Origin of the sequence: Albimonas pacifica, from assembly GCF_900113695.1 — a bacterium.
Lineage (GTDB): Bacteria > Pseudomonadota > Alphaproteobacteria > Rhodobacterales > Rhodobacteraceae > Albimonas > Albimonas pacifica.
In genome coordinates, this window is sequence record NZ_FOQH01000008.1 from 147770 (window position 1) to 167120 (window position 19351).

The 19351-nt window shown below is 71.8% G+C and carries 21 protein-coding genes; 12 read left to right on the forward strand and 9 right to left on the reverse strand.

The features are described 5' to 3' along the window. Positions 1 to 106: 106 nt before the first annotated feature. From BM064_RS17870 to BM064_RS17880, 3 genes are all read left to right on the forward strand, one after another. The gene (locus tag BM064_RS17870) at positions 107 to 859 is read left to right on the forward strand and encodes a sulfite exporter TauE/SafE family protein (RefSeq protein ID WP_092861827.1); all 753 of its coding nucleotides are present in this window, start codon (positions 107 to 109) and stop codon (positions 857 to 859) included. Continuing rightward, positions 856 to 1320, forward strand: a complete 465-nt coding sequence (locus tag BM064_RS17875) for a CAP domain-containing protein (protein WP_092861829.1) — start codon at positions 856 to 858, stop codon at positions 1318 to 1320. Before BM064_RS17870 ends, BM064_RS17875 begins: the two co-directional genes overlap by 4 nt. Positions 1321 to 1488: 168 nt before the next feature. Next, the gene (locus BM064_RS17880; RefSeq protein WP_092861831.1) at positions 1489 to 2040 is read left to right on the forward strand and encodes a 2OG-Fe(II) oxygenase; all 552 of its coding nucleotides are present in this window, start codon (positions 1489 to 1491) and stop codon (positions 2038 to 2040) included. 34 nt (positions 2041 to 2074) lie between these two features. Here the strand turns inward: BM064_RS17880 and BM064_RS17885 are convergent, their stop codons facing one another. Further along, positions 2075 to 3358, reverse strand: a complete 1284-nt coding sequence (locus BM064_RS17885) for an AI-2E family transporter (protein ID WP_092861833.1) — start codon at positions 3356 to 3358, stop codon at positions 2075 to 2077. Between the two features lie 222 nt (positions 3359 to 3580). After that, positions 3581 to 3949: an ArsR/SmtB family transcription factor gene (locus BM064_RS17890; RefSeq protein ID WP_425426182.1), complete on the reverse strand. Its 369-nt coding sequence runs from the start codon at positions 3947 to 3949 to the stop codon at positions 3581 to 3583. A 425-nt stretch (positions 3950 to 4374) separates the two neighbouring features. Here BM064_RS17890 and hemA point away from each other — a divergent pair, with 425 nt between their 5' ends. Both hemA and BM064_RS17900 read left to right on the forward strand, forming a co-directional pair. Next, entirely contained in the window at positions 4375 to 5604 is a 1230-nt protein-coding gene (gene hemA, locus BM064_RS17895) for a 5-aminolevulinate synthase (RefSeq protein ID WP_092861835.1), read from the forward strand. Positions 5605 to 5788: 184 nt separating this feature from the next. Then, the gene (locus BM064_RS17900; protein ID WP_143103374.1) at positions 5789 to 6217 is read left to right on the forward strand and encodes a c-type cytochrome; all 429 of its coding nucleotides are present in this window, start codon (positions 5789 to 5791) and stop codon (positions 6215 to 6217) included. 230 nt (positions 6218 to 6447) lie between these two features. On the opposite strand, the gene BM064_RS17905 is transcribed toward BM064_RS17900, so the two are convergent. The 7 genes from BM064_RS17905 to BM064_RS17935 all read right to left on the reverse strand — a co-directional run bounded on the left by BM064_RS17905 (position 6448) and on the right by BM064_RS17935 (position 11981). Next, a complete protein-coding gene (locus tag BM064_RS17905; protein WP_092861837.1) occupies positions 6448 to 6957 on the reverse strand; it encodes a hypothetical protein in 510 nt (169 codons plus the stop codon). Next, positions 6954 to 7280 (reverse strand): DUF1491 family protein, encoded by a 327-nt coding sequence (locus BM064_RS17910; RefSeq protein ID WP_092861839.1) that lies wholly within the window; start codon positions 7278 to 7280, stop codon positions 6954 to 6956. Before BM064_RS17910 ends, BM064_RS17905 begins: the two co-directional genes overlap by 4 nt. 5 nt (positions 7281 to 7285) lie before the next feature. After that, positions 7286 to 8305: a GTPase Era gene (gene era / locus BM064_RS17915; protein ID WP_092861841.1), complete on the reverse strand. Its 1020-nt coding sequence runs from the start codon at positions 8303 to 8305 to the stop codon at positions 7286 to 7288. Further along, complete coding sequence (rnc, locus tag BM064_RS17920) at positions 8302 to 8997, reverse strand: ribonuclease III (RefSeq protein WP_281244884.1); 696 nt, start codon at positions 8995 to 8997, stop codon at positions 8302 to 8304. Before rnc ends, era begins: the two co-directional genes overlap by 4 nt. Positions 8998 to 9037: 40 nt before the next feature. Next, a complete protein-coding gene (gene lepB, locus BM064_RS17925) occupies positions 9038 to 9823 on the reverse strand; it encodes a signal peptidase I (protein ID WP_245779205.1) in 786 nt (261 codons plus the stop codon). A 323-nt stretch (positions 9824 to 10146) separates the two neighbouring features. Further along, positions 10147 to 11403, reverse strand: a complete 1257-nt coding sequence (locus BM064_RS17930) for a cytochrome P450 (protein ID WP_218161072.1) — start codon at positions 11401 to 11403, stop codon at positions 10147 to 10149. Positions 11404 to 11555: 152 nt separating this feature from the next. Next, the gene (locus tag BM064_RS17935) at positions 11556 to 11981 is read right to left on the reverse strand and encodes a cupin domain-containing protein (RefSeq protein ID WP_092861843.1); all 426 of its coding nucleotides are present in this window, start codon (positions 11979 to 11981) and stop codon (positions 11556 to 11558) included. Between the two features lie 293 nt (positions 11982 to 12274). Here BM064_RS17935 and BM064_RS17940 point away from each other — a divergent pair, with 293 nt between their 5' ends. The 7 genes from BM064_RS17940 to BM064_RS17970 all read left to right on the forward strand — a co-directional run bounded on the left by BM064_RS17940 (position 12275) and on the right by BM064_RS17970 (position 19344). Then, positions 12275 to 13264, forward strand: coding sequence for a BMP family lipoprotein (locus tag BM064_RS17940; protein ID WP_092861845.1), 990 nt, complete (start codon positions 12275 to 12277; stop codon positions 13262 to 13264). A 191-nt stretch (positions 13265 to 13455) separates the two neighbouring features. Continuing rightward, entirely contained in the window at positions 13456 to 14454 is a 999-nt protein-coding gene (locus BM064_RS17945; protein WP_092861847.1) for a BMP family lipoprotein, read from the forward strand. Positions 14455 to 14521: 67 nt separating this feature from the next. Beyond that, a complete protein-coding gene (locus BM064_RS17950) occupies positions 14522 to 16054 on the forward strand; it encodes an ABC transporter ATP-binding protein (protein WP_092861849.1) in 1533 nt (510 codons plus the stop codon). After that, positions 16051 to 16689 carry a uracil-DNA glycosylase gene (locus BM064_RS17955; protein WP_218161073.1) on the forward strand — a complete coding sequence of 213 codons (639 nt, stop codon included), beginning with the start codon at positions 16051 to 16053 and terminating at the stop codon, positions 16687 to 16689. The genes BM064_RS17950 and BM064_RS17955 overlap by 4 nt, the downstream gene beginning before the upstream one ends. Further along, a complete protein-coding gene (locus BM064_RS17960; protein ID WP_245779206.1) occupies positions 16686 to 17792 on the forward strand; it encodes an ABC transporter permease in 1107 nt (368 codons plus the stop codon). Before BM064_RS17955 ends, BM064_RS17960 begins: the two co-directional genes overlap by 4 nt. Next, positions 17792 to 18757 carry an ABC transporter permease gene (locus tag BM064_RS17965; protein ID WP_092861851.1) on the forward strand — a complete coding sequence of 322 codons (966 nt, stop codon included), beginning with the start codon at positions 17792 to 17794 and terminating at the stop codon, positions 18755 to 18757. The genes BM064_RS17960 and BM064_RS17965 overlap by 1 nt, the downstream gene beginning before the upstream one ends. Then, positions 18757 to 19344 carry a histidine phosphatase family protein gene (locus BM064_RS17970; protein ID WP_092861853.1) on the forward strand — a complete coding sequence of 196 codons (588 nt, stop codon included), beginning with the start codon at positions 18757 to 18759 and terminating at the stop codon, positions 19342 to 19344. The genes BM064_RS17965 and BM064_RS17970 overlap by 1 nt, the downstream gene beginning before the upstream one ends. The last annotated feature ends 7 nt before the right edge of the window (positions 19345 to 19351 follow it).

Below are 19351 nucleotides of genomic sequence, written 5' to 3' on the forward strand. Positions count from 1 at the left end.
GGGGCGCGCCGGGCGCTGGTCTGGACAATCGCGCGGGCCGGGCGCATGACGGCCCCGGTCGCGGGCTGCGCAGGGGCAGGGCGCGGGAACGGGTCGAGGGGACCGGATGACGCTTTCCTATACCGGCGGCGAGCTGGCGGTGATCGTCTTCGCGATGCTGTTCGCGGGCTTCGTGAAGGGCGCGACGGGGCTGGGCTATTCCACCTCCTGCCTGCCGATCCTGGCGCTGTCGCTGGGGCTGAAGGCCAGCCTGCCGCTGGTGCTGGCGCCCTCGCTCGCCTCCAACGTCACGGTGATGCTGGGGGCGGGGCCGGTGGCGCCGGCCGTGCGGCGCTTCTGGCCGATGCTGGCGGCGGCGCCGCTGGGCGTGCTGGCGGGCGCGGCGCTGCTGGGGCGGGTGGACGGCGACATGGCCGGCGCCGCGCTCGGCTGCGCGCTGGTCGCCTGGTGCGCCTTCGCCTTCGCCACCCCCCACTGGCGCCTGCGCCCGGCGCTCGAGCGGCCGCTCGCCCCTGGGGTGGGGCTGGTCACCGGCGTGATCAACGGGCTGACCGGCAGCCAGGTGCTGCCGATCACCCCCTTCCTGATGTCGCTGGAGATGCCGCGGGGCGTGTTCCTGCACACGCTGAACCTCTCCTTCACCCTGTCGACCCTCGCCATGGGCGCGGCGCTGACCCGGCTGGGGATCATGACGGTCGAGACGGCCACGATCTCGCTGAGCGGCATCGTGCTCTCGGTGGCGGGCGTGCGCGCGGGCGCGGCGCTGCGCCGGCGGCTGCCGGAGCGGACCTTCCGCGCCGGCGTGCTGGCGGTGCTCAGCCTCGCCGGCGCCGCGCTGATCGTGCGGGGGCTGGGATGAGGGCGGCGGCGCTGGCGATGGCCGCGGCGCTGGCGGCCTCGGGCGCGGCCGCCTGTCCGCGCGACGCCGAGGCGCGGGCGGCGTTCCGCGAGACGTTCTCGACGCTGCTTTCCGACTGGCGCGCCGCCCGCGGCCTCGCGCCGCTGCGCGTCGATCCCGGCGCGCAGGCCGCGGCCCAGGCCTGGGCGGAGCGGCTGGCCGCGCAGGGCCGGCTCGCCCATCGCGGCCCCGACGGCGCGGGGGTGGGCGAGCGGCTGAGCGCCGCGGGCGTGGGCTGGCGCACGGCGGCCGAGAACCTCGCGGCCGGGCCCATCGCCGACGCCGCGGCCCTGCTGGCGCTGTGGGAGGAGAGCCCGGGCCACCGCGCGAACCTCGCCTCGGCCGAGGTCTCGCGCGCGGGTCTGGGCCTCGCCTGCGGAGGGGACGGGCTGACGGCGGCGCTGGCGCTCGCCGGGCCCTGAGCGCGCGGGGGCGGGCCCGGCAGGGGCGCGGCCGGCGGGGGCGGGCCGGGGCCGGAATGCGCCGAACGCGACGCCGGCCGCGTCGCGAACGGGCGAGACGGAGGCTCCGCTTGCCCTAAACCGGCCCGGGCGCGCCGCTTCCCGGCCCGCGTCCGGTTCCTTGCCCCCATGCTCACGCCCCACGCGCTGCCCGCGCTGTTCTCGTCCGAGGACTGCGCGCAGGTGATCGCCCTCGCCGAAGCGGCCTCGCTGGCCGAGGCCCGTCTCGTCGGCGGGCGCCGACAGTCCGAGATCCGCCGCGCGCGGATCGCCTGGCTCGACGACCAGCCGGAGACCGAGTGGATCTCGGCCCGCCTCGCGCGCGCCTTCGCCGAGGCCAACCGCGCCGCCTTCGACTTCGCCGTCGAGGGCTTCGACGAACGTGCGCAGGTGGCGCTCTACGACGGGTCGGAGCAGGGCGGGTTCGACTGGCATTCGGACGTGGGCGACGGGCCGCTGGCGCGGCGGCGCAAGCTGACGGTGGTGGTGCAGCTCTCGGATCCCGGCGACTACGAGGGGGGCGAGCTGGAGATCAACGGCGACGGCCGCCCGCGCACCGCCGACCGCGCCCAGGGGGCGGCGATCGCCTTCCCCGCCTTCGCGCTGCACCGCGTCGCGCCGGTCACGCGCGGCCGGCGCTGGTCGCTGACGCTGTGGGCCCACGGGCCGAGCTTCCGCTGACGCAGGGCCCGCTCGCCGACGCCCGTCCCGCGCCTCAGCCGCGGCGGCGGGCGTGGGCGTCGTCGTCGTAGCCGCCGCGACGCTCCTCGCGCTCGCCGGCGGGGCGGTGGGACGCCTCGCCGTGGCCGGAGGCGGAGGTGGAGGCGCGGTGCGTCTCGGCCGCCGCGCGGTGCATGGTCTCGCCCCCGGCCGGCACCACCAGCTCGCGCCGCGTGACCTCGCCCGAGACGGGATCCACATGCAGCTCGCGGTCGGGGGAGGCCCATTCGGGACGCGGCACCTCGCCGGTCTTGGACAGCAGGATGGCGATGGGGCGGGTGGTCTCGAACTTCGAGAAGATCATCACGAGGACGACCATGATCGGCACGGCGAGGAACATGCCGGTCGCGCCCCAGATCGCCCCCCAGGCCACCAGCGACAGCAGGATCACGAAGGTCGAGAGGTTGAGCTGGTCGCCCATCAGGCGCGGGACGATGACGTTGCCGGCGATGAACTGGATCACGCCCAGCATCGCCGCCAGCAGCAGCACCGTCCCCGGGTCGCCGGTGATCAGGGTGGCGAAGGCGGTGGGCACGGCCACGCCCAGCAGCGAGCCGATGGTGGGGATGTAGTTCAGCGCGAAGGCCACGAAGCCCCACAGCGCCGCGCCCTCGATCCCCAGCGCCCAGCAGGTCGCCGAGGTGGTCACGCCGACGCCGGCGCTGACCAGCGTCATCAGCCACAGGTAGCGCCCGGTCTCGTGCCCGATCTCGTCCATGATCGCGCGCAGGCGGGCGAGGTTGGTGGCGTCGTGCACCAGGTTGCGCAGCTTGGCCTGGAAGAAGCGGTCGTCGGTCAGCAGGAAGATCGTGTAAAGGAAGATCAGCGAGGCGTCGGAGACCGCCGAGCGCGCCATGTCCAGCATCGCGGTCAGCCCGCCCTCGCCGGCGAAGCGCTCGAACAGCGCCTCCTTGGTGAGGTGGTCGCTCAGCCCCTGGCCGTTGAGCCAGTACCACACCCGCAGGAACAGCGGGTTGCCGTAGAGGGTCAGGTCGTCGGTCAGCGAGGACAGCGACAGCACCACCATCTGCGCCGCGATCACCAGGGCGCCGAACAGGATCGCCACCGCCACGACCCGGACGCCGCCGCGGCGGAAGCGGCCGACGAAGCGGATGCGCATCAGCGCGGTGGTCAGGCCGTTGACCAGGAACCAGGCCAGGATCGCCAGCGCCACGGGCACCGCGTACTCGGAGGTCGCCGCGAGGCTCCAGATGGCGAGCACGGTGAAGCCCAGCACGAAGAACGGGCCGGCGGCGAGGGTCTGTCCTATGCGGAACATGGCGGTGCGGACGTCTCGAGCGGCGCCGCGCTGAGGGGCGGCGAGGGGCGGGCGATGCGGTTCGTCGGGGTCGGTCGGGAAGGCGCGGTGCGGGCGGAACGGGGGCGGGCGAAGCGAGGTCGGTCCGGCTCGCGCCTTCGGCTCCGCGGCGAGGAGGCTCGCGCGGCGGGGCGGGCGGCGGCGGGGTGGGCCCGGGCGCGCGCGGCGCGCCCGAAGCCCGGATCAGTCCGAGGCGTCGCCGGCGGTCTCGGCCTCGTCGTCGCAGAAGATGTCGTGCAGCACCTGCAGCAGCCGGGCGGCGCGGTCGTCGGCGATGCGGTAGAAGATGATCTTCCCCTCCCGCCGGTTGTCGACCAGTCCTTCCAGCCTCAGCCGGGCGAGCTGCTGGGAGACGGCCGACTGGCGCGCCGACAACAGGCGCTCGAGCTCGGTGACCGACTTCTCCCCCTCGACCAGGGCGCACAGGATGCGCAGCCGTCCCTCATGCGCGAGCGCCTTGAGGAAGGCGGTGGCTTCGTCGGCGCGGGCCTCCATGCCCTGCAGGTCTGCGGCGTGCCCCGCATCGGGGCGGGTATCCAGCGCGGTCGTCATAATCACTCGCTATATCTGCCCGGGCCGGCAATGCCGGCATTCAAGCATTCCTCTAGATAGTCGACCCGTCGCTATAACAACAGAGGACGTGGCGACGCATCGTCGAATTCGCAACATGGCGGGCGATCACGGCGGGATGTGGGCGTCCCCGGGGCGTGGAGGCGGTGATCGCGTCGCGAAACGGGGGCGGAGACGGCCGACGTCGCGCAGGCCGCCGCCCTTGCGGAAAAAATATTCATAAACGGGAATATAAACGGCTTGCAGCATCCAAATGCCGCGGTTTATTGGGGAGACGCGGCGCCTGCGGTTATGGCACAGGTGTCGCCCCGATGACGAACGCTGACGTACGCGCGCGGATCGGGTCGGGCGACCGGCGCCGGGATGGCTGCCCCTCTCCGACCCTTCGCGCAACGGAGGACCGGCGGATGGACTACGAGGCCTTTTTCCGCGGCGAGCTCGACGACCTTCGCGCGGAGGGCAATTACCGCGTCTTCGCGAACCTCGAGCGGCACGTGGGCGCGTTTCCGCGCGCGACGCGCCGGCGCGACGGCACGATGGCGAACGACGACCGCCACGAGGTGACGGTCTGGTGCTCGAACGACTACCTCGGCATGGGCCAGCACCCGGCGGTGCGCGCGGCGATGGTCGAGGCGATCGAGACCTGCGGCGCCGGCGCGGGCGGCACGCGCAACATCTCGGGCACCAACGTGCACCATGTCGAGCTGGAGCGCGAGCTCGCCGACCTGCACGGCAAGGAGAGCGCCCTGATCTTCACCTCGGGCTACGTCTCGAACTGGGCGAGCCTGGGCACGCTGGGGGCGCGGCTGCCGGGCTGCGTGATCGTCTCGGACGCGCTCAACCACGCCTCGATGATCGAGGGGATGCGGCACTCGAAGGCCGAGCGGAAGATCTGGAAGCACAACGACGTCGAGGACCTGGCGCGCAAGCTCTCGCAGATCGAGCCGGGGCGCCCGAAGGTGGTGGCCTTCGAGAGCGTCTACTCGATGGACGGCGACATCGCCCCGATCCGGGAGATCTGCGACGTCGCCGACCAGTACGGCGCGATGACCTATCTCGACGAGGTCCACGCGGTGGGGCTCTACGGCCCGCGGGGCGGCGGCGTCGCCGAGCGCGAGGGGCTGATGGACCGGATCACGATCATCGAGGGGACCCTGGGCAAGGCCTTCGGCGTGATGGGCGGCTATATCGCGGGCTCCGCCGCGGTCTGCGACTGGGTGCGCAGCTTCGCCTCGGGCTTCATCTTCACCACCGCGCTGCCGCCGGCGGTGGCGGCGGGGGCCTGCGCCTCGATCCGGCACCTGAAGGCCTCGGACGCGGAGCGGCTGGCGCAGCGGCGGAACGTGGCGCTGTTGCGGGCGAGATTGGACCAATTGGGCATACCGCATCTTCCCAACCCGTCGCACATTGTGCCGGTGATGGTGAAGGACCCGGTGAAGTGCAAGATGCTGTCGGACATCCTGCTGGACGACTACGGCATCTACGTGCAGCCGATCAACTATCCGACCGTGCCCAAGGGGACCGAGCGGCTGCGCTTCACGCCCTCGCCCCTGCACACGGAGACGGAGATCGAGAAGCTGGCCCAGGCGCTGCACGCGCTGTGGAGCCAGTGCGCGCTGGCGCGCGCCGCCGCCTGAGGGCGCGCGGCGCCCGGTTTCGCGGGCGCGGGTTGATCCGGATCGCAGCCGGCGCCGTAGGGCGTCTGGAAGGAACCACGGGATGCGGCGCGCCGGCCCGGGCCGGAAGAGCCGGTCCGCGGGCGGCGGGCCGAGGCGCGGCGGCGCGAGGCGCGCCGGCGCGGGACAGCCAGGGAGCATGCACATGAAACAGGTCGCGAAGCTCGCAGCCATCGGGACGGCGTTCGGGATCATGGGTCTGGGCGCGGCGGCGCCGGCGGCGGCCGCGGACGCGGCGGCGGGCGAGAAGCTCTTCGCGCGCTGCAAGGCCTGCCACGAGATCTCGAACGGCGACGAGGTGATCCAGCGCGGCGGCAAGACCGGCCCGAACCTCTACGGCGTGATCGGGCGCAAGGCCGGCAGCGTCGAGGGCTTCCGCTACGGTCCCGACCTGGTGGCGGCGGGCGAGAAGGGCCTGGCGTGGACCGAGGCGGAGATCGCTGAATACGTGGCCGATCCGCGGGCCTTCCTGCAGGCCTACCTCGACGACAAGTCCGCGAAGTCCTCGATGACCTTCAAGCTCAACAAGGGCGGCGAGGACGTGGCGGCCTACCTGGCCTCGGTCGCGCAGTAAGCGCCGGCGCGGGGGCGTATCGGACCTCGGCGCCCTTCGGGCGCCGTCGGCCCGCCCGCCCCCCGGCTTGCGCCGGGATCCCCCTGTCCGCCCGGCGGCGCGGTCCCGCGCCGACCGGGCGGTCGCGTTTCGGGCGCGGGCGGGAAAGGGCGCGGCCTCCGCCGTTCCGCGCAAGCCCGCCCGCAGGGCGCCTGCGGGCCCGGGAGGCCGTCGGGCCGTCCGGGCGCCTCTCAGGGCGCGTCGCGTCGCCAGGCGCGGGCGTCGAGGTCCCAGCGCCAGCCGGCCTCGATCATCGCGTCGGAGAGGGTGAAGATCGGGGCGACGACGGTTCCGGGGCCGGGGCGGCAGGTCAGGGACGCGACCAGCCTCTCGCCCTTCAGGACGCTCACGCCGGCTTCGAGGGGGGCGTCCTCGGTCAGGCGGTCGAGGGAGTGCCAGACCTCGTAGCGATAGGCGCCCGCCCGGAAGGCGACCGCCTCCCACAGGCTGCGGCCGACGCCGGTCCAGGGCATGACCGTGCCGGCGGAGAGCGGCTCGCGCAGGGTCAGCTCCGGCGCGCCGGGCGGGCCGTAGGCGTAGGTGAAGGCCGGGGGATCGGAGGCCTCGAGGCAGACCTCGAGGCGCCGCTCGCCGATCGGGCAGGAGACGACGGTCTCGCCCGCGCAGGCCGCCGCGGCCGAGGAGGGGGCGAGGAGGGCCAGGGCCAGGACGGGTGCCAGCACGGCGGCGGCGCGGATCATGCCAGGCCCGGCTCGTCGAGCAGGGTGCGGCCCTGGGCGTCCTCCAGCTCGATCACCCACAGGTCGGGATCGAAACTGCGCTGGCGGGCGATGGCGGCGTCCACCTCCCGCTCGGGGCCCTGCGCGAGGACCATCCAGCTGCGGCCCTCCATCGTGGCGCGCCGCTCGTAGGCGGTGGCGTTCCCGTCGAGGGTCGCGACCTTGACCAGCACCGCGCCGGCGGTCTCGTCGCCCCGCGCGGTGATGTAGCAGGGGATCATCGCCATCTCGAGGCGACGGCGGTAGGCCTGCACCCAGAAGCCGGAGGCGAGGCGCGGCTCCATCGCGCTCAGCGTCCCTTCCGGCCGTCGAAGTCGAGGCCCATCTGGTCGTAGCGCTCGCGCTCGTTCTCCCACTCGGGGCGGACCTTGACCTCGAGGAACAGGTGCACGTCGCGGTCGAGGAAGGCGCGCAGGTCGGCGCGCGCGGCGGAGCCCACGGCCTTGATCGTCTCGCCCTTCTTGCCCAGCACGATGCCGCGGTGGCCCTCGCGGCCGACGTAGACGATCTGGCGGATCACGGTGGAGCCGTCCTTGCGGTCCTCCCAGGCCTCGGTCTCGACGGTGAGCTGGTAGGGCAGCTCCTGGTGGAGGCGCTGGGTCAGCTTCTCGCGGGTGAACTCGGCGGCGATGACGCGCAGCGGCAGGTCGGCGATCTGGTCCTCGGGGTAGTGCCAGGGGCCGACGGGGACCTGGGCGGCGAGCCAGCGCTTGAGGTCGTCGCAGCCCTGGCCCTTCTCGGCCGAGATCATGAAGGTGCGCGCGAAGTCGCGACGCTCGTTCAGCGCCTGGGCCAGCGTCAGCAGCGCCTCGGGCCTCACCCGGTCGATCTTGTTGATCAGCAGCGCCACGGGGGCCTTGCGCACCCGCTCGTCGAGGGCCTTGAGGATCTCCTCGACGCCCTCGGTGATGCCGCGATGGGCCTCGACCAGCAGGCAGATCACGTCGGCGTCGTCGGCGCCGGTCCAGGCGGCGGCGACCATGGCGCGGTCGAGCCGGCGGCGGGGGCGGAAGAGGCCGGGCGTGTCGACGAAGACGATCTGCGAGGCGCCTTCCAGCGCCACGCCGCGGATGCGGGTGCGGGTGGTCTGCACCTTGTGGGTGACGATCGAGACCTTGGCCCCCACCATCCGGTTCAGCAGCGTCGACTTGCCGGCGTTCGGCTCGCCGATCAGGGCGACGAAGCCGCAGCGGGTCGGGCCCTGGGGCAGGGCCTCGGCCGCGTCCTCGGCGCCTTCGTCGGCGCCGCTCTCCTCGGGGGGGAGGGCGTCGGGCTCGTCGCCTTCGGGGGTCTCGTTCTCGGGGGTCATTCTCGGGATTCCAGAAGGGCGAGCAGGGCCTTGGCGGCTTCCTGCTGGGCGGCGCGCTTGGAGGAGGCGGCGCCCTCTGCCTCGGCGCCGTCGGCCATCCGGGCCGCGATGGTGAAGACGGGCGCGTGGTCCGGGCCGGAGCGGCCGCGTTCCAGGTAGGCGGGGGGCGCGAGGCCGCGGGCCTGGGCCCACTCCTGCACCGCGGTCTTGGCGTCGGCGGTGGTGCGCTCGGCCCGCGCGATCCGCTCGCCCCAGGCGGACAGGATCGCGACGCGGGCGTCGGCCATGCCGTTGTCGAGGTAGATGGCGGCGATCAGCGCCTCCATCGCGTCGCCCAGCACGGCGGGGCGGCGTCGCCCGCCGGCGAGCGTCTCGGAGCGGCCGAGGCGCAGCATGGCGCCGATGCCCAGGGTCTCGGCGACCTCGGCGCAGGTCTCCTTGCGCACCAGGGCGTTGAAGCGGGGGGCGAGGCGGCCCTCCGGGGCGTCGGGGAAGGCCTCGAACACGGCCTCGGCGATGACCAGGCCCAGGACGCGGTCGCCCAGGAACTCCAGCCGCTGGTTGTCGGGCCGGGCGGAGGAGGAGGCGGACGGGTGGGTCAGCGCCTCTTCCAGGGTCACGGAGGCGTGCACCGTCACCCCGAGGCGCGCGGAAAGCTCCGCGGCGTGGCGGGAGAGGTCGCGGCGGCTCACCGGGCCGCCTCCGCGGTCCGGGTCACGTGCCGCCCCTCGATCAGTCGATCGAGACGAAGAAACGGTCGGCGCGCCAGTTCCAGACCTCCCAGAATTCGCCGCCGAAGCTGAGCGCGATCAGGTCGGCGCGGCCCACCAGGTTCTCGAAGGGCACCATGCCCACCGACTGGCGGCTGTCGTTGGAGTTGTCGCGGTTGTCGCCCATGAAGAAGTAGTGCCCCTCGGGGACGTCGAACTCGCGGGTGTTGTCCGTCAGCGGAGAGGAGTTGTCGTCGGCGTTGAGCACGATGTGCTCGCGCCCGTTGGGCAGCGTCTCGATATAGCGCTCCTTGAGGCACATCACCTCGCCGTCGATGCGGGGGTATTCCTTGCACTGCAGGGAATGGCCGCGGATCACCGGCTCGAGGAACTCGCCGTCGGGGCGCTGGGGGGCGGCTTCGCCGTTGATGTAGAGGATGCCCTCGCGGATCTGGATGGTGTCGCCCGGCAGGCCGATCAGGCGCTTGACGTAATCCTCGTTCGAGCGGGGGTGCTTGAAGACGATGACGTCGCCGCGCTCGGGCTCGGAGGCGAGGATGCGGCCGGAGAACGGGGCCAGGCCGAAGGGGAAGGAATGGGCCGAGTAGCCGTAGGCGTACTTGGAGACGAACAGGAAATCGCCGATCAGCAGCGTCGACTTCATCGAGCCCGACGGGATCCAGAACGGCTGGAACAGGAGCGACCGGAACACGCCCGCGATCAGCAGCGCGTAGACGACGGTCTTCACGAGCTCCCAGAGTCCGTCTTTCTTCTGCGCCTTCGCCATGCGCTTGGTCCTGCCCGCCATGCCTTCGATGTCCGTCCGGTGTCCGGGACCCGTCCTGTCGGCCGGCGAGGGCCGGTCCGGGCGGGGCGCGCCGTTGTCGCCGTGGGATGGGGCCAAGTCAAGGCGACGAAACGGATGCTCGGAGGCGGGTGGGGCGCCTCGCCCGGGCGGGCCCGCAGCGCGGGGCGGGCCGCCGGGCGCCAGCCGGAGACACGGCGCCCGGCGGCCCGGTGAGCCGCCGCGCCGGGGGCGTGGGCAGTGCCGGGGCGTGCGGGAGGGAGAGGCCGCGCGGGCAGGGCGGCGGGAGGGGTCGCGCCGGGGCCGGCCGGCGCGACCCGGGGGCGTCAGCGGTGGAGGACCACCGGAAGCTCTTCGTAGCCGAGCACGAAGTTGGACATGACCCGGACCGGCGCGCCCACCACCTCGACGCGCGAGAAGCGCTTGAGGATCTCCTCCCACACCAGGCGCAGCTGCATCTCGGCCACCCGGTTGCCCATGCAGCGGTGCACGCCGTAGCCGAAGGAGATGTGGTTGCGCGCGTTCTTGCGGGCGATGTCGAAGTCGTCGGCCTCCTCGAACTTCGCCTCGTCGCGGTTGCCCGAGACGTACCACATGATCACCTTGTCGCCCTCGCGGATCGTGCGGCCGCCGATCTCCACGTCCTCGAGCGCGGTGCGGCGCATGTAGGCGAGCGGGGTCTGCCAGCGGATGATCTCGGAGACCATGTTGGGGATCAGCGACGGGTCCGCGGTCAGCCGGTCGTACTGCTCGGGGTGGCGGTTCAGCGCCCAGACGCCCCCGGAGATCGAGTTGCGGGTGGTGTCGTTGCCCCCCACGATCAGCAGCATCAGGTTGCCCAGCAGGGTGAACGGGTCGTCGCCGAAATCCTTCGTGTCCGGGTGCTGGGCCATCAGCGAGATGAAGTCCATCGCCGGCGGCCCGTCCTTGCGCGCCGCCCACAGGCCCTGGAAGGCCGACAGGCACTCGAGCAGGATCCTGCGCCGCTCCATCTCGTCGAGGCTGTTGTTGCCCATGCCGGGGTTCGAGGTCACCACGTCCGACCAGTAGGGCAGCTTGTGACGCTCCTCCCACGGGAAGTCGAAGAGGGTGGCGAGCATCTGGGTGGTGATCTCGATCGAGACGCGCTCGACCCAGTTGAATTCCTCGCCGATCGGCAGCTCGTCCATCACCGCGGCGATGCGGCGGCGCATCAGCGCCTCGAGGTCGCCCAGCCGGTCGGGGCCCACGGCGGGCATCGCGGGCTTGCGCCACTTGGGATGCACCGGCGCGTCCTCGGAGATGAAGCTGCGCGGGTTGAACTGGGGGTTGCGCTCGCCCAGCGAGATGCCGCCCAGCGAGGAGAAGCGGCGGTGGTCGGTGTCGACCTTCATGATCTGCTCGTAGGAGGAGATCGACCAGTAGGGGCCGAACTCGCTCTCGCGGCACAGGTGCACCGGGGCCTCGCGGCGCAGGCGGGCGAAGAACGGGCGGTGGACGTCGGCGGCGAAGCGCTCGGCCCGCGAGACGTCGAAGTCTTCGAGCGGCGTGGTGCGGGCCTCTTCCTCCGCGGCGGCGAGCGCCTCGTCGGTCATCTTCAGCATGGCGGTCTCCCTTGGTCGCCCCTGGCGGCGGGGCGGGGGCCCGGTCTCGAGGCCGGGCGTTGCTCCCGACGTCAGCATACAGGCTGCGCGACGCGCGCGTAAACTTTTCGTGCGCGACGCGAGGCCGGACGTAGCGTCAGGCGACGGGAGGGTCAGGGCAGGGAGACGGTGTTCTCAAGCCCCTCGGCGCCCGCGAAGACCACCAGGATGCGCAGCAGGCCCGCGCCGGTGTTGACCCCCTCGTGGGGGACCTCGTGCGCCTCGACCAGCGCCTCGCCCGCGCGGTAGGCGCGCACGGTCCCGGCGGGGTCCTGGTAGGTCACGGTGATCTCCCCCTCCAGCACCCAGGCGAACAGCGGCGCGAGGTGGCGATGCAGGCCCGTGCTCTGCCCGGGCAGCATGGTCACGATGGCCGAGGTCATCTTCGCCTGCCCCTCGGGCCAGGCGATCGGGGCGCCGAGCACGTCCGTCGTCGTCCCCAGCAGGGGCTGCAGGGGCGGGTAGTCCTCGGCCGCCGCGGGGCTGCAGACGGGGGCGGCGAGGGCGAGCAGGACGGCGGGCGCGAGGCGCAGGAACATCGGCGGTCTCCGGGGGGCGGGGTCAGGGGCGGGCGGGGCGATCCTAGCCGGCTTCCCGACGCCGCGTCACCCGTCGCGACGTCCCCTCGGCCCTCCGCCGCAACGTTTTCCTGCCCGCGACGACCCCGCGTCCGCTCTTGCAAGCGTTTCGATTCCGCGCGACCGTGTGCGTCGCAGCGAGGTCCCGACCCTTTCCCGGCGACGAGGGCGCCCGGGGGGAGCCGGAACCGAGGGTCTCGCGCACCCCGACAGGAGGGCCGCTCGCGGCCCGCGAGGCAAAGGAAAAACCACGAATGATCCGCACCCTTTTCGCAGCGGCCTCCGCGCTCGCGCTCGGCGCCGTGGCCGCGCAGGCGGAGTTGAAGCCGGCGGTGATCTACGATCACGGCGGCAAGTTCGACAAATCCTTCAACGAGGCCGCCTACACCGGCGCCGAGCAGTTCAAGTCCGAGACCGGGGTCGAATACCAGGAGTTCGAGATCCAGAACGACGCCCAGCGCGAGCAGGCCCTGCGCCGCTTCGCCCAGCGCGGCGCGGATCCGATCGTGGCCATCGGCTTCTCCTTCGCCGCCGCGCTCGAGAAGGTCGCCCCCGAGTTCCCCGACAGCCACTTCGCCATCGTCGACATGGTCGTCGACCAGCCCAACGTCCGCTCCATCGTGTTCAAGGAGGAGGAGGGCTCCTACCTCGTGGGCATCATGGCGGCCATGGCCTCCGAGACCGGCAAGGTCGGCTTCATCGGCGGCATGGACATCCCCCTGATCCGCAAGTTCGAATGCGGCTACAAGGGCGGCGTCGCCTCGGTCGGCGGCGTCGACGTGCTGGCCAACATGACCGGCACCACGCCGGCCGCCTGGAACGACCCCGCCCGCGGCACCGAGCTCGCCAAGTCGCAGTTCGCCGAGGGCGCGGACGTGGTCTATCACGCCGCCGGCGGCACCGGCATCGGCGTGATCCAGGCCGCGGCCGACGAGGGCAAGCTCGCCATCGGCGTGGACAGCAACCAGAACGGCCTCGCGCCCGGCTCGGTCCTGACCTCGATGCTCAAGCGCGTCGACGTCGCCGTCTACGACACCTTCATGGACGTCAAGAACGACGAGTGGTCGGCCGGCTTCTCGGTCTTCGGCCTGGCCGAGGACGGCGTGGGCGTGGCCATGGACGAGCACAACAAGGACCTCGTCTCCACCGAGATGCTCAACGCCGTCGAGGCCGCCAAGGCCGCGATCATCGCCGGCGAGGTGAGCGTGCACGACTACATGTCCGACAGCGCCTGCCCCTACTGAGCCGCCCGATCGCCACGCGGCCGGCGGAGCGCGGTCTCCGCCGGCCGGCCTGCCCACGACCTGCGCTATTCCGGAACATCCCCATGCACGCTGGCTCGAGGCGACCGCGCATTTCCCGCGTCTTCGCTCCCGCGGTCCCGTCGGCCGTCCGCGCCTTCGGTCCCGCCCCGTCCTCGCCGCCGCCCCGCGCCATGCGCGACGCGGTCGTCGCCGGGGTGCTGGCGCTGACGCTGGTGGCGCTGGCCGTGGGGACCGAGGCCCATGCCGAACCGGCGGTGATCTATTCCACCGGCGGAAAGTTCGACAAGAGCTTCAACGAGGGCGCCTGGAACGGCGCGAAAGCCTGGTCGGAGGAGACCGACGAGAGCTTCGCCGAGTTCCAGATCGACAGCGCCGCCCAGTCCGAGCAGGCGCTGCGCAACTTCGCGCGCGACGGCAAGGACCCGATCGTGGCCATCGGCTTCAACCACGCCGCGGCGCTGGCCAAGGTCGCGCCCGAGTTCCCCGACGCCCATTTCGCCATCGTCGACATGGTCGTCTCGGGCGGCAACATCCGCTCGATCGTCTACCGCGAGCACGAGGGGGGCTTCCTCGTCGGCATGCTCGGGGCCATGGCCTCGGAGACCGGCAAGCTGGGCTTCGTGGGCGGCATGGACATCCCCCTGATCCGCAAGTTCGCCTGCGGCTACATCCAGGGCGCCCGCGCCGCCGACCCGACCGTCGAGGTGCTGGTGAACTACACCGGCGACACCCCCGCCGCCTGGTCCGACCCGGTGCGCGGCGCCGAGATCGCCCGCACCCAGATCGAGCAGGGCGCCGACGTGATCATGCAGGCCGCCGGCGGCACCGGCATCGGGGTGCTGCAGGCCGCCGCCGACGCGGGCGTGCTGGGGATCGGCACCGACTCCAACCAGAACGGCCTGCACCCGGGCCGGATCCTCACGACCATGCTCAAGAACGTCGACGTCGCGGTCTACGAGACCTTCAAGGACGGCGTGGCGGGCTTCAAGGCCGGGGTGGTCTCGCTCGGCATCGCCGAGGGCGGCATCGGCTGGGCGCTCGACGAGCACAACCGCGACCTGATCACGCCCGAGATGGAGCAGGCCGCCCGCCAGGCCGCCGACCTGATCGCGGACGGAGAGATCAAGGTCCACGACAGCACCGTGGACGGGCCTTGCCCCGTCCAGTAGGCGCCGCCGCCGTCACGACGCAACGCGACCCCGCCCACCGGCCGGGGCAGGGGAGAGAGGTCCGCGGATGACCACCAGCCCACCGGCCCCGGCCATCGAGCTCGTGGGCGTGAACAAGAGCTTCGGCCCCGTCCACGCCAACAGGGACATCGCCCTGAAGGTCGAGGCCGGCGCCATCCACGGCATCATCGGCGAGAACGGCGCGGGCAAGTCCACGCTGATGTCGATCCTCTACGGCTTCTACCAGGCCGACAGCGGCGACATCTTCGTGGGGGGCTCGAAGGTCTCGATCCCCGACAGCCAGGCCGCGATCTCGCTGGGCATCGGCATGGTCCACCAGCACTTCATGCTGGTCGAGAACTTCACCGTCCTCGAGAACGTGATGCTGGGCGCCGAGGGCGGCGCGCTCCTCAACCGCGGCCGCGCCGCCGCGCGGCGCGAGCTGGTGGCGCTGGAGAAGGAATACGCCCTCCGCGTCGATCCCGACGCCGTGGTCGGCGACCTGCCCGTGGGGCAGCAGCAGCGGGTCGAGATCCTCAAGGCCCTCTACCGCGGCGCCGAGATCCTGATCCTCGACGAGCCCACCGGCGTGCTGACCCCCGACGAGGCGGATCAATTGTTCCGCATCCTCGGCCAGCTGAAGGCGCAGGGGAAGACGGTGATCCTGATCACCCACAAGCTGCGCGAGATCATGGCCGCGACCGACGCCGTCTCGGTGATGCGCCAGGGCGAGATGGTCGCCACCCGCCGCACCGCCGAGACCTCGGTCGAGGAGCTGGCCGAGCTGATGGTCGGCCGCCGCGTCCTGCTGCGCGTCGAGAAGGGCCCCGCCACGCCCGGCGAGACCCGCCTGAAGGTCCAGGACGCGCAGGTGATCGACGGCATGGGCGTCGAGCGCCTGCGCCGCGTCTCCTTCCAGGTGCGCGCTGGAGAGATCGTGGGCATCGCCGGCGTCGCCGGCAACGGCCAGTCGGAGCTGCTGGAGGCCATCGCCGGCATCCGCCCGCTGGCCTCCGGCGCCATCGAGGTCTGCGGCCACGAGCGCACCGTCGCCGACCCCGCCGAGCTGCGCCGCATGGGCCTCGCCCACGTCCCCGAGGACCGCCACCGCATGGGCCTGGTCACCGCCTTCTCGGCCAAGGAGAACGTGATCCTCGGCTACCACGGGAACCCCGACTACTCGCCCGGCCTGTTCCTGGATCGCGGCGCCATCCGAAAGGCCTGCGAGCAGCACATGGCGGATTTCGACGTCCGCCCGCCGAACCCGGACCTGAAGACGGCGAATTTCTCCGGCGGCAACCAGCAGAAGATCGTCCTTGCGCGCGAGATCGAGCAGGACCCCCAGGTCCTGATCGTCGGCCAGCCCACCCGCGGCGTCGACGTCGGCGCCATCGAGGCCATCCACCGCCGCCTGATCGAGCTGCGCGACGCCGGCAAGGCGATCCTGCTGGTCTCGGTCGAGCTCGACGAGATCCGGGCGCTGTCGGACCGCATCCTGGTGATGTTCGACGGCCGCGTGATGGGCGAGCTGTCCGGCGACGCCGGCGAGCGCGAGATCGGCCTGCTGATGAGCGGCGTGGAGCAGGAGGACGCGGCGTGACCACGCTTCCTCAAGCGCCCAAATCGTTGGCCGATCCCGCCGCTTGCGAGGCTCGACGCGAGCTCTTGAGCGCGCCGCATATGGCGGCGCTGACCCGATACGTCGAGAAGCTGCGCGCCGCGGGAGAAGGCTTCGTTCCGGATTTCGATCCGCTGGACGGCGGCGTAGACGCACGCGCCCTGTTCTTGCTGGAGAAGCCCGGCCCGATGACGGACGCAGAGGGAACGAAGCGCGTCGGCTCTGGCTTCATCTCGCGTGACAACGACGACCCGACCGCGGAGGCGATCTTCACCTTCATGGACGAGGCAGGATGGGATCGACGCGAGACCCTGCTTTGGAACGTGATGCCCTGGTGGAACGGGCGCGTGAAGTTCGATGCGGCCGAGCGGCGACGTGGACTTGCGACGCTCGGGGAGCTTCGCGCCCTCCTGCCACGCCTGGAAACCGTCGTGTTCGTCGGAGGGCAGGCGGCTCGTGCGAAGCCGTTGGTCGAGAACTGGGGCGTGCGCATCCTGGAATGCGCGCATCCCTCAGCCCGTGTCAGGAACCTCTTCCCCGAGAAGTTCGCGCGCATTCCCGTCGTTTGGAAAGACGCGCGCCTTGGATCTAAATCGAATAGCGGAGCCGAGATTTGAACGCCCAACTCCCCCGCTGGGTCGATCTCGGCCTGATCCCGCTCCTGAACCTGATCGTGGCCTTCCTCGTCGCCGGCGGCGTGGTCATGCTGATCGGGGAGAACCCGGTCGAGGCGGTCGAGCATATCCTCTACGGCGCCTTCGGCTTCGGCGAGGGCATCGCCTTCACGCTGTTCTATGCGACGAATTTCATCTTCACCGGGCTCTGCGTCGCCGTCGCCTTCCACGCCTCGCTGTTCAACATCGGGGGCGAGGGGCAGGCCTATATCGGGGGCCTGGGCGTGGCGCTGGTGTGCCTCGCCTTCGACACGTTCCTTCCGTGGTGGATCATCGCGCCGCTGGCGATCTGCGCCGGCGCGGCCTTCGGGGCGGGCTGGGCCTTCGTGCCCGCCTATCTCCAGGCGAAACGCGGCAGCCACATCGTGATCACCACGATCATGTTCAACTTCCTCGCCGCCTCGCTGATGGTCTACCTGCTGGTCAACGTCCTGAAGGTCGACGGCACCATGGCGCCCGAGAGCCGCACCTTCGAGGAGGCCGGACGCCTGCCCAAGATCGGCTGGTTCATGGAGCTGTTCGGCCAGAACATCGGCGGCGCGCCGCTGAACCTGTCTTTCTTCCTCGCGATCCTCGCCTGCGTGGGCGTGTGGCTGCTGATCTGGCGCACGAAGCTCGGCTACGAGATCCGCACCTTCGGCGCCAACCCCGCCGCGGCCGTCTACGCCGGCATCAACCCGGTGCGGATCACCGTGATCACCATGATGATCTCGGGCGGGCTCGCCGGCATGATGGCGCTGAACCCGGTGATGGGGGACCAGAACCGCCTGTTCCTGGAGCTTGCGGGCGGCGCGGGCTTCGTGGGCATCGCGGTGGCGCTGATGGGGCGCGCGCATCCGGTGGGGGTGGCGCTGGCGGCGCTGCTGTTCGGGGTGCTCTACCAGGGCGGCGCGGAGCTGAGCTTCGAGATGCCCGCCATCACCCGCGACATGATCGTGGTGATCCAGGGGCTCGTCGTGCTCTTCGCCGGCGCGCTGGAGTTCATGTTCCGGCCCGTGGTGGCCCGGGTCTTCGCCCGAACCGCCACGGCGAAGGGAGCCGCCTGATGTTCATGGACGTGATCCTGCTGCTCGACTCCACCGTCCGGCTGGCGACGCCGCTGCTGCTGACGGCGCTGGCGGGGCTCTATGCCGAGCGCTCGGGCGTCTTCGACATCGGGCTCGAGGGCAAGCTGCTGGCGGCGGCCTTCGCGGCGGCGGCGACGGCGGCGCTGACCGGCTCGCCCTGGCTGGGGGCGCTGTCGGGGATGGTCGTGGCCATCGCCTTCGCGCTGGTGCACGGGGCGGCCTGCATCACCTTCCGCGGCAACCAGATCGTCTCGGGCGTGGCGATCAACTTCCTCGCCGCCGGGCTGACCGTGCTGCTGGGGCAGAGCTGGTTCCAGCAGGGCGGCCGCACCCCGCCGCTGATGGGCGAGGGCCGGTTCGAGACGATCACCTTGCCTCTCGCCGAGACGGTGCGCGACGTGCCCATCCTCGGCCCGATCTATTCCGAGCTGCTCTCGGGCCACTACCTGCTGGTCTACGTGGCGTTCCTGGCCGCGCCCTTCTCCTGGTGGGTCCTCTACCGCACCCGCTTCGGCCTGCGCCTGCGGGCGGTGGGCGAGAACCCGGCCGCGGTGGACACCGCCGGCATCTCGGTCGCCGGCCTGCGCTATCTGGCGATGGTCTGCGCCGGGATCCTGTGCGGGCTGGCGGGCAGCTACCTCGCCATCGCCCAGTCGGCGGGCTTCGTGAAGGACATGTCGGCGGGCAAGGGCTTCATCGCGCTCGCCGCGCTGATCTTCTCCAAGTGGCGCCCGGTGCAGGTGATGGGGACGTGCCTGCTGTTCGGCTTCCTGGATGCGGCGGCCATCCGCCTGCAGGGCAAGGACCTGCCGCTGATCGGCGAGGCGCCGGTTCAGTTGATCCAGGCGCTGCCCTATATCCTGACCGTGGTCCTGCTGGCGGGCTTCATCGGCAAGGCGATCCCGCCCAGGGCCGGCGGCACGCCCTACGTGAAGGAGCGGTGATGGCCTTCCCCCCCGATCCCAGCCTGCGCGAGATGGATCTGATCATCCTGCGCCACTGCGAGAAGTCGGGCGAAGGCCTGTGCGATCCGCTGACCGAGAAGGGCGCCGCCGACGCCGTGACGCTGGCCGAGCGGCTGAAGGGCGAGGGGATCGACGCGATCTTCGCCTCCCCCTACCGCCGCAGCCAGGAGACCATCGCCCCCTTCGCCGAAGCTGCAGGGCTGGAGATCCAGGTCGACGGGCGGCTGCAGGAGTGGCAGATCTCGCCCACCGCGCTGAAGGCCATGAAGGATCACGCGCCCAGGATGGTCGCCGACCGCCACTATCGCGCGCCCTGGTCGGAGACGATGGACGAGGTCTGGGCCCGCCTCGTCCCCGCGCTGGAGGCGATCCGCGCCTCTGGCGCGAAGAAGCCGGCGCTGGCCTGTCATTTCGGAGTGCTCTCGATCGCCATGACGCATCTGTCGGACACGTTCGGGCCCGAGCACTGGAAGCTGATCAACCAGCCCACGGCCATGCACACGCACCGGGGCGAGTGGAAGATCCTGGAGCTGGACGGCGTCGCGCCTGCGCGCCTGCACGTGTGAGGGCGAC

Excerpts from the sequence above, each read along its gene's own strand:
- BM064_RS17880 (WP_092861831.1), top strand. The coding sequence starts at position 1,489 with ATGCTCACGCCCCACGCGCTGCCCGCGCTGTTCTCGTCCGAGGACTGC.
- BM064_RS17945 (WP_092861847.1), top strand. The coding sequence starts at position 13,456 with ATGCGCGACGCGGTCGTCGCCGGGGTGCTGGCGCTGACGCTGGTGGCG.
- BM064_RS17965 (WP_092861851.1), top strand. The coding sequence starts at position 17,792 with ATGTTCATGGACGTGATCCTGCTGCTCGACTCCACCGTCCGGCTGGCG.
- BM064_RS17910 (WP_092861839.1), bottom strand. The coding sequence starts at position 7,280 with ATGGAGCCGCGCCTCGCCTCCGGCTTCTGGGTGCAGGCCTACCGCCGT.
- BM064_RS17905 (WP_092861837.1), bottom strand. The coding sequence starts at position 6,957 with ATGATCCGCGCCGCCGCCGTGCTGGCACCCGTCCTGGCCCTGGCCCTC.
- BM064_RS17870 (WP_092861827.1), top strand. The coding sequence starts at position 107 with ATGACGCTTTCCTATACCGGCGGCGAGCTGGCGGTGATCGTCTTCGCG.
- BM064_RS17935 (WP_092861843.1), bottom strand. The coding sequence starts at position 11,981 with ATGTTCCTGCGCCTCGCGCCCGCCGTCCTGCTCGCCCTCGCCGCCCCC.
- BM064_RS17890 (WP_425426182.1), bottom strand. The coding sequence starts at position 3,949 with ATGACGACCGCGCTGGATACCCGCCCCGATGCGGGGCACGCCGCAGAC.
- BM064_RS17875 (WP_092861829.1), top strand. The coding sequence starts at position 856 with ATGAGGGCGGCGGCGCTGGCGATGGCCGCGGCGCTGGCGGCCTCGGGC.
- era (WP_092861841.1), bottom strand. The coding sequence starts at position 8,305 with ATGACCCCCGAGAACGAGACCCCCGAAGGCGACGAGCCCGACGCCCTC.
- lepB (WP_245779205.1), bottom strand. The coding sequence starts at position 9,823 with ATGGCGGGCAGGACCAAGCGCATGGCGAAGGCGCAGAAGAAAGACGGA.
- hemA (WP_092861835.1), top strand. The coding sequence starts at position 4,375 with ATGGACTACGAGGCCTTTTTCCGCGGCGAGCTCGACGACCTTCGCGCG.
- BM064_RS17930 (WP_218161072.1), bottom strand. The coding sequence starts at position 11,403 with ATGCTGAAGATGACCGACGAGGCGCTCGCCGCCGCGGAGGAAGAGGCC.
- BM064_RS17950 (WP_092861849.1), top strand. The coding sequence starts at position 14,522 with ATGACCACCAGCCCACCGGCCCCGGCCATCGAGCTCGTGGGCGTGAAC.
- BM064_RS17940 (WP_092861845.1), top strand. The coding sequence starts at position 12,275 with ATGATCCGCACCCTTTTCGCAGCGGCCTCCGCGCTCGCGCTCGGCGCC.
- BM064_RS17970 (WP_092861853.1), top strand. The coding sequence starts at position 18,757 with ATGGCCTTCCCCCCCGATCCCAGCCTGCGCGAGATGGATCTGATCATC.
- BM064_RS17885 (WP_092861833.1), bottom strand. The coding sequence starts at position 3,358 with ATGTTCCGCATAGGACAGACCCTCGCCGCCGGCCCGTTCTTCGTGCTG.
- BM064_RS17900 (WP_143103374.1), top strand. The coding sequence starts at position 5,789 with ATGAAACAGGTCGCGAAGCTCGCAGCCATCGGGACGGCGTTCGGGATC.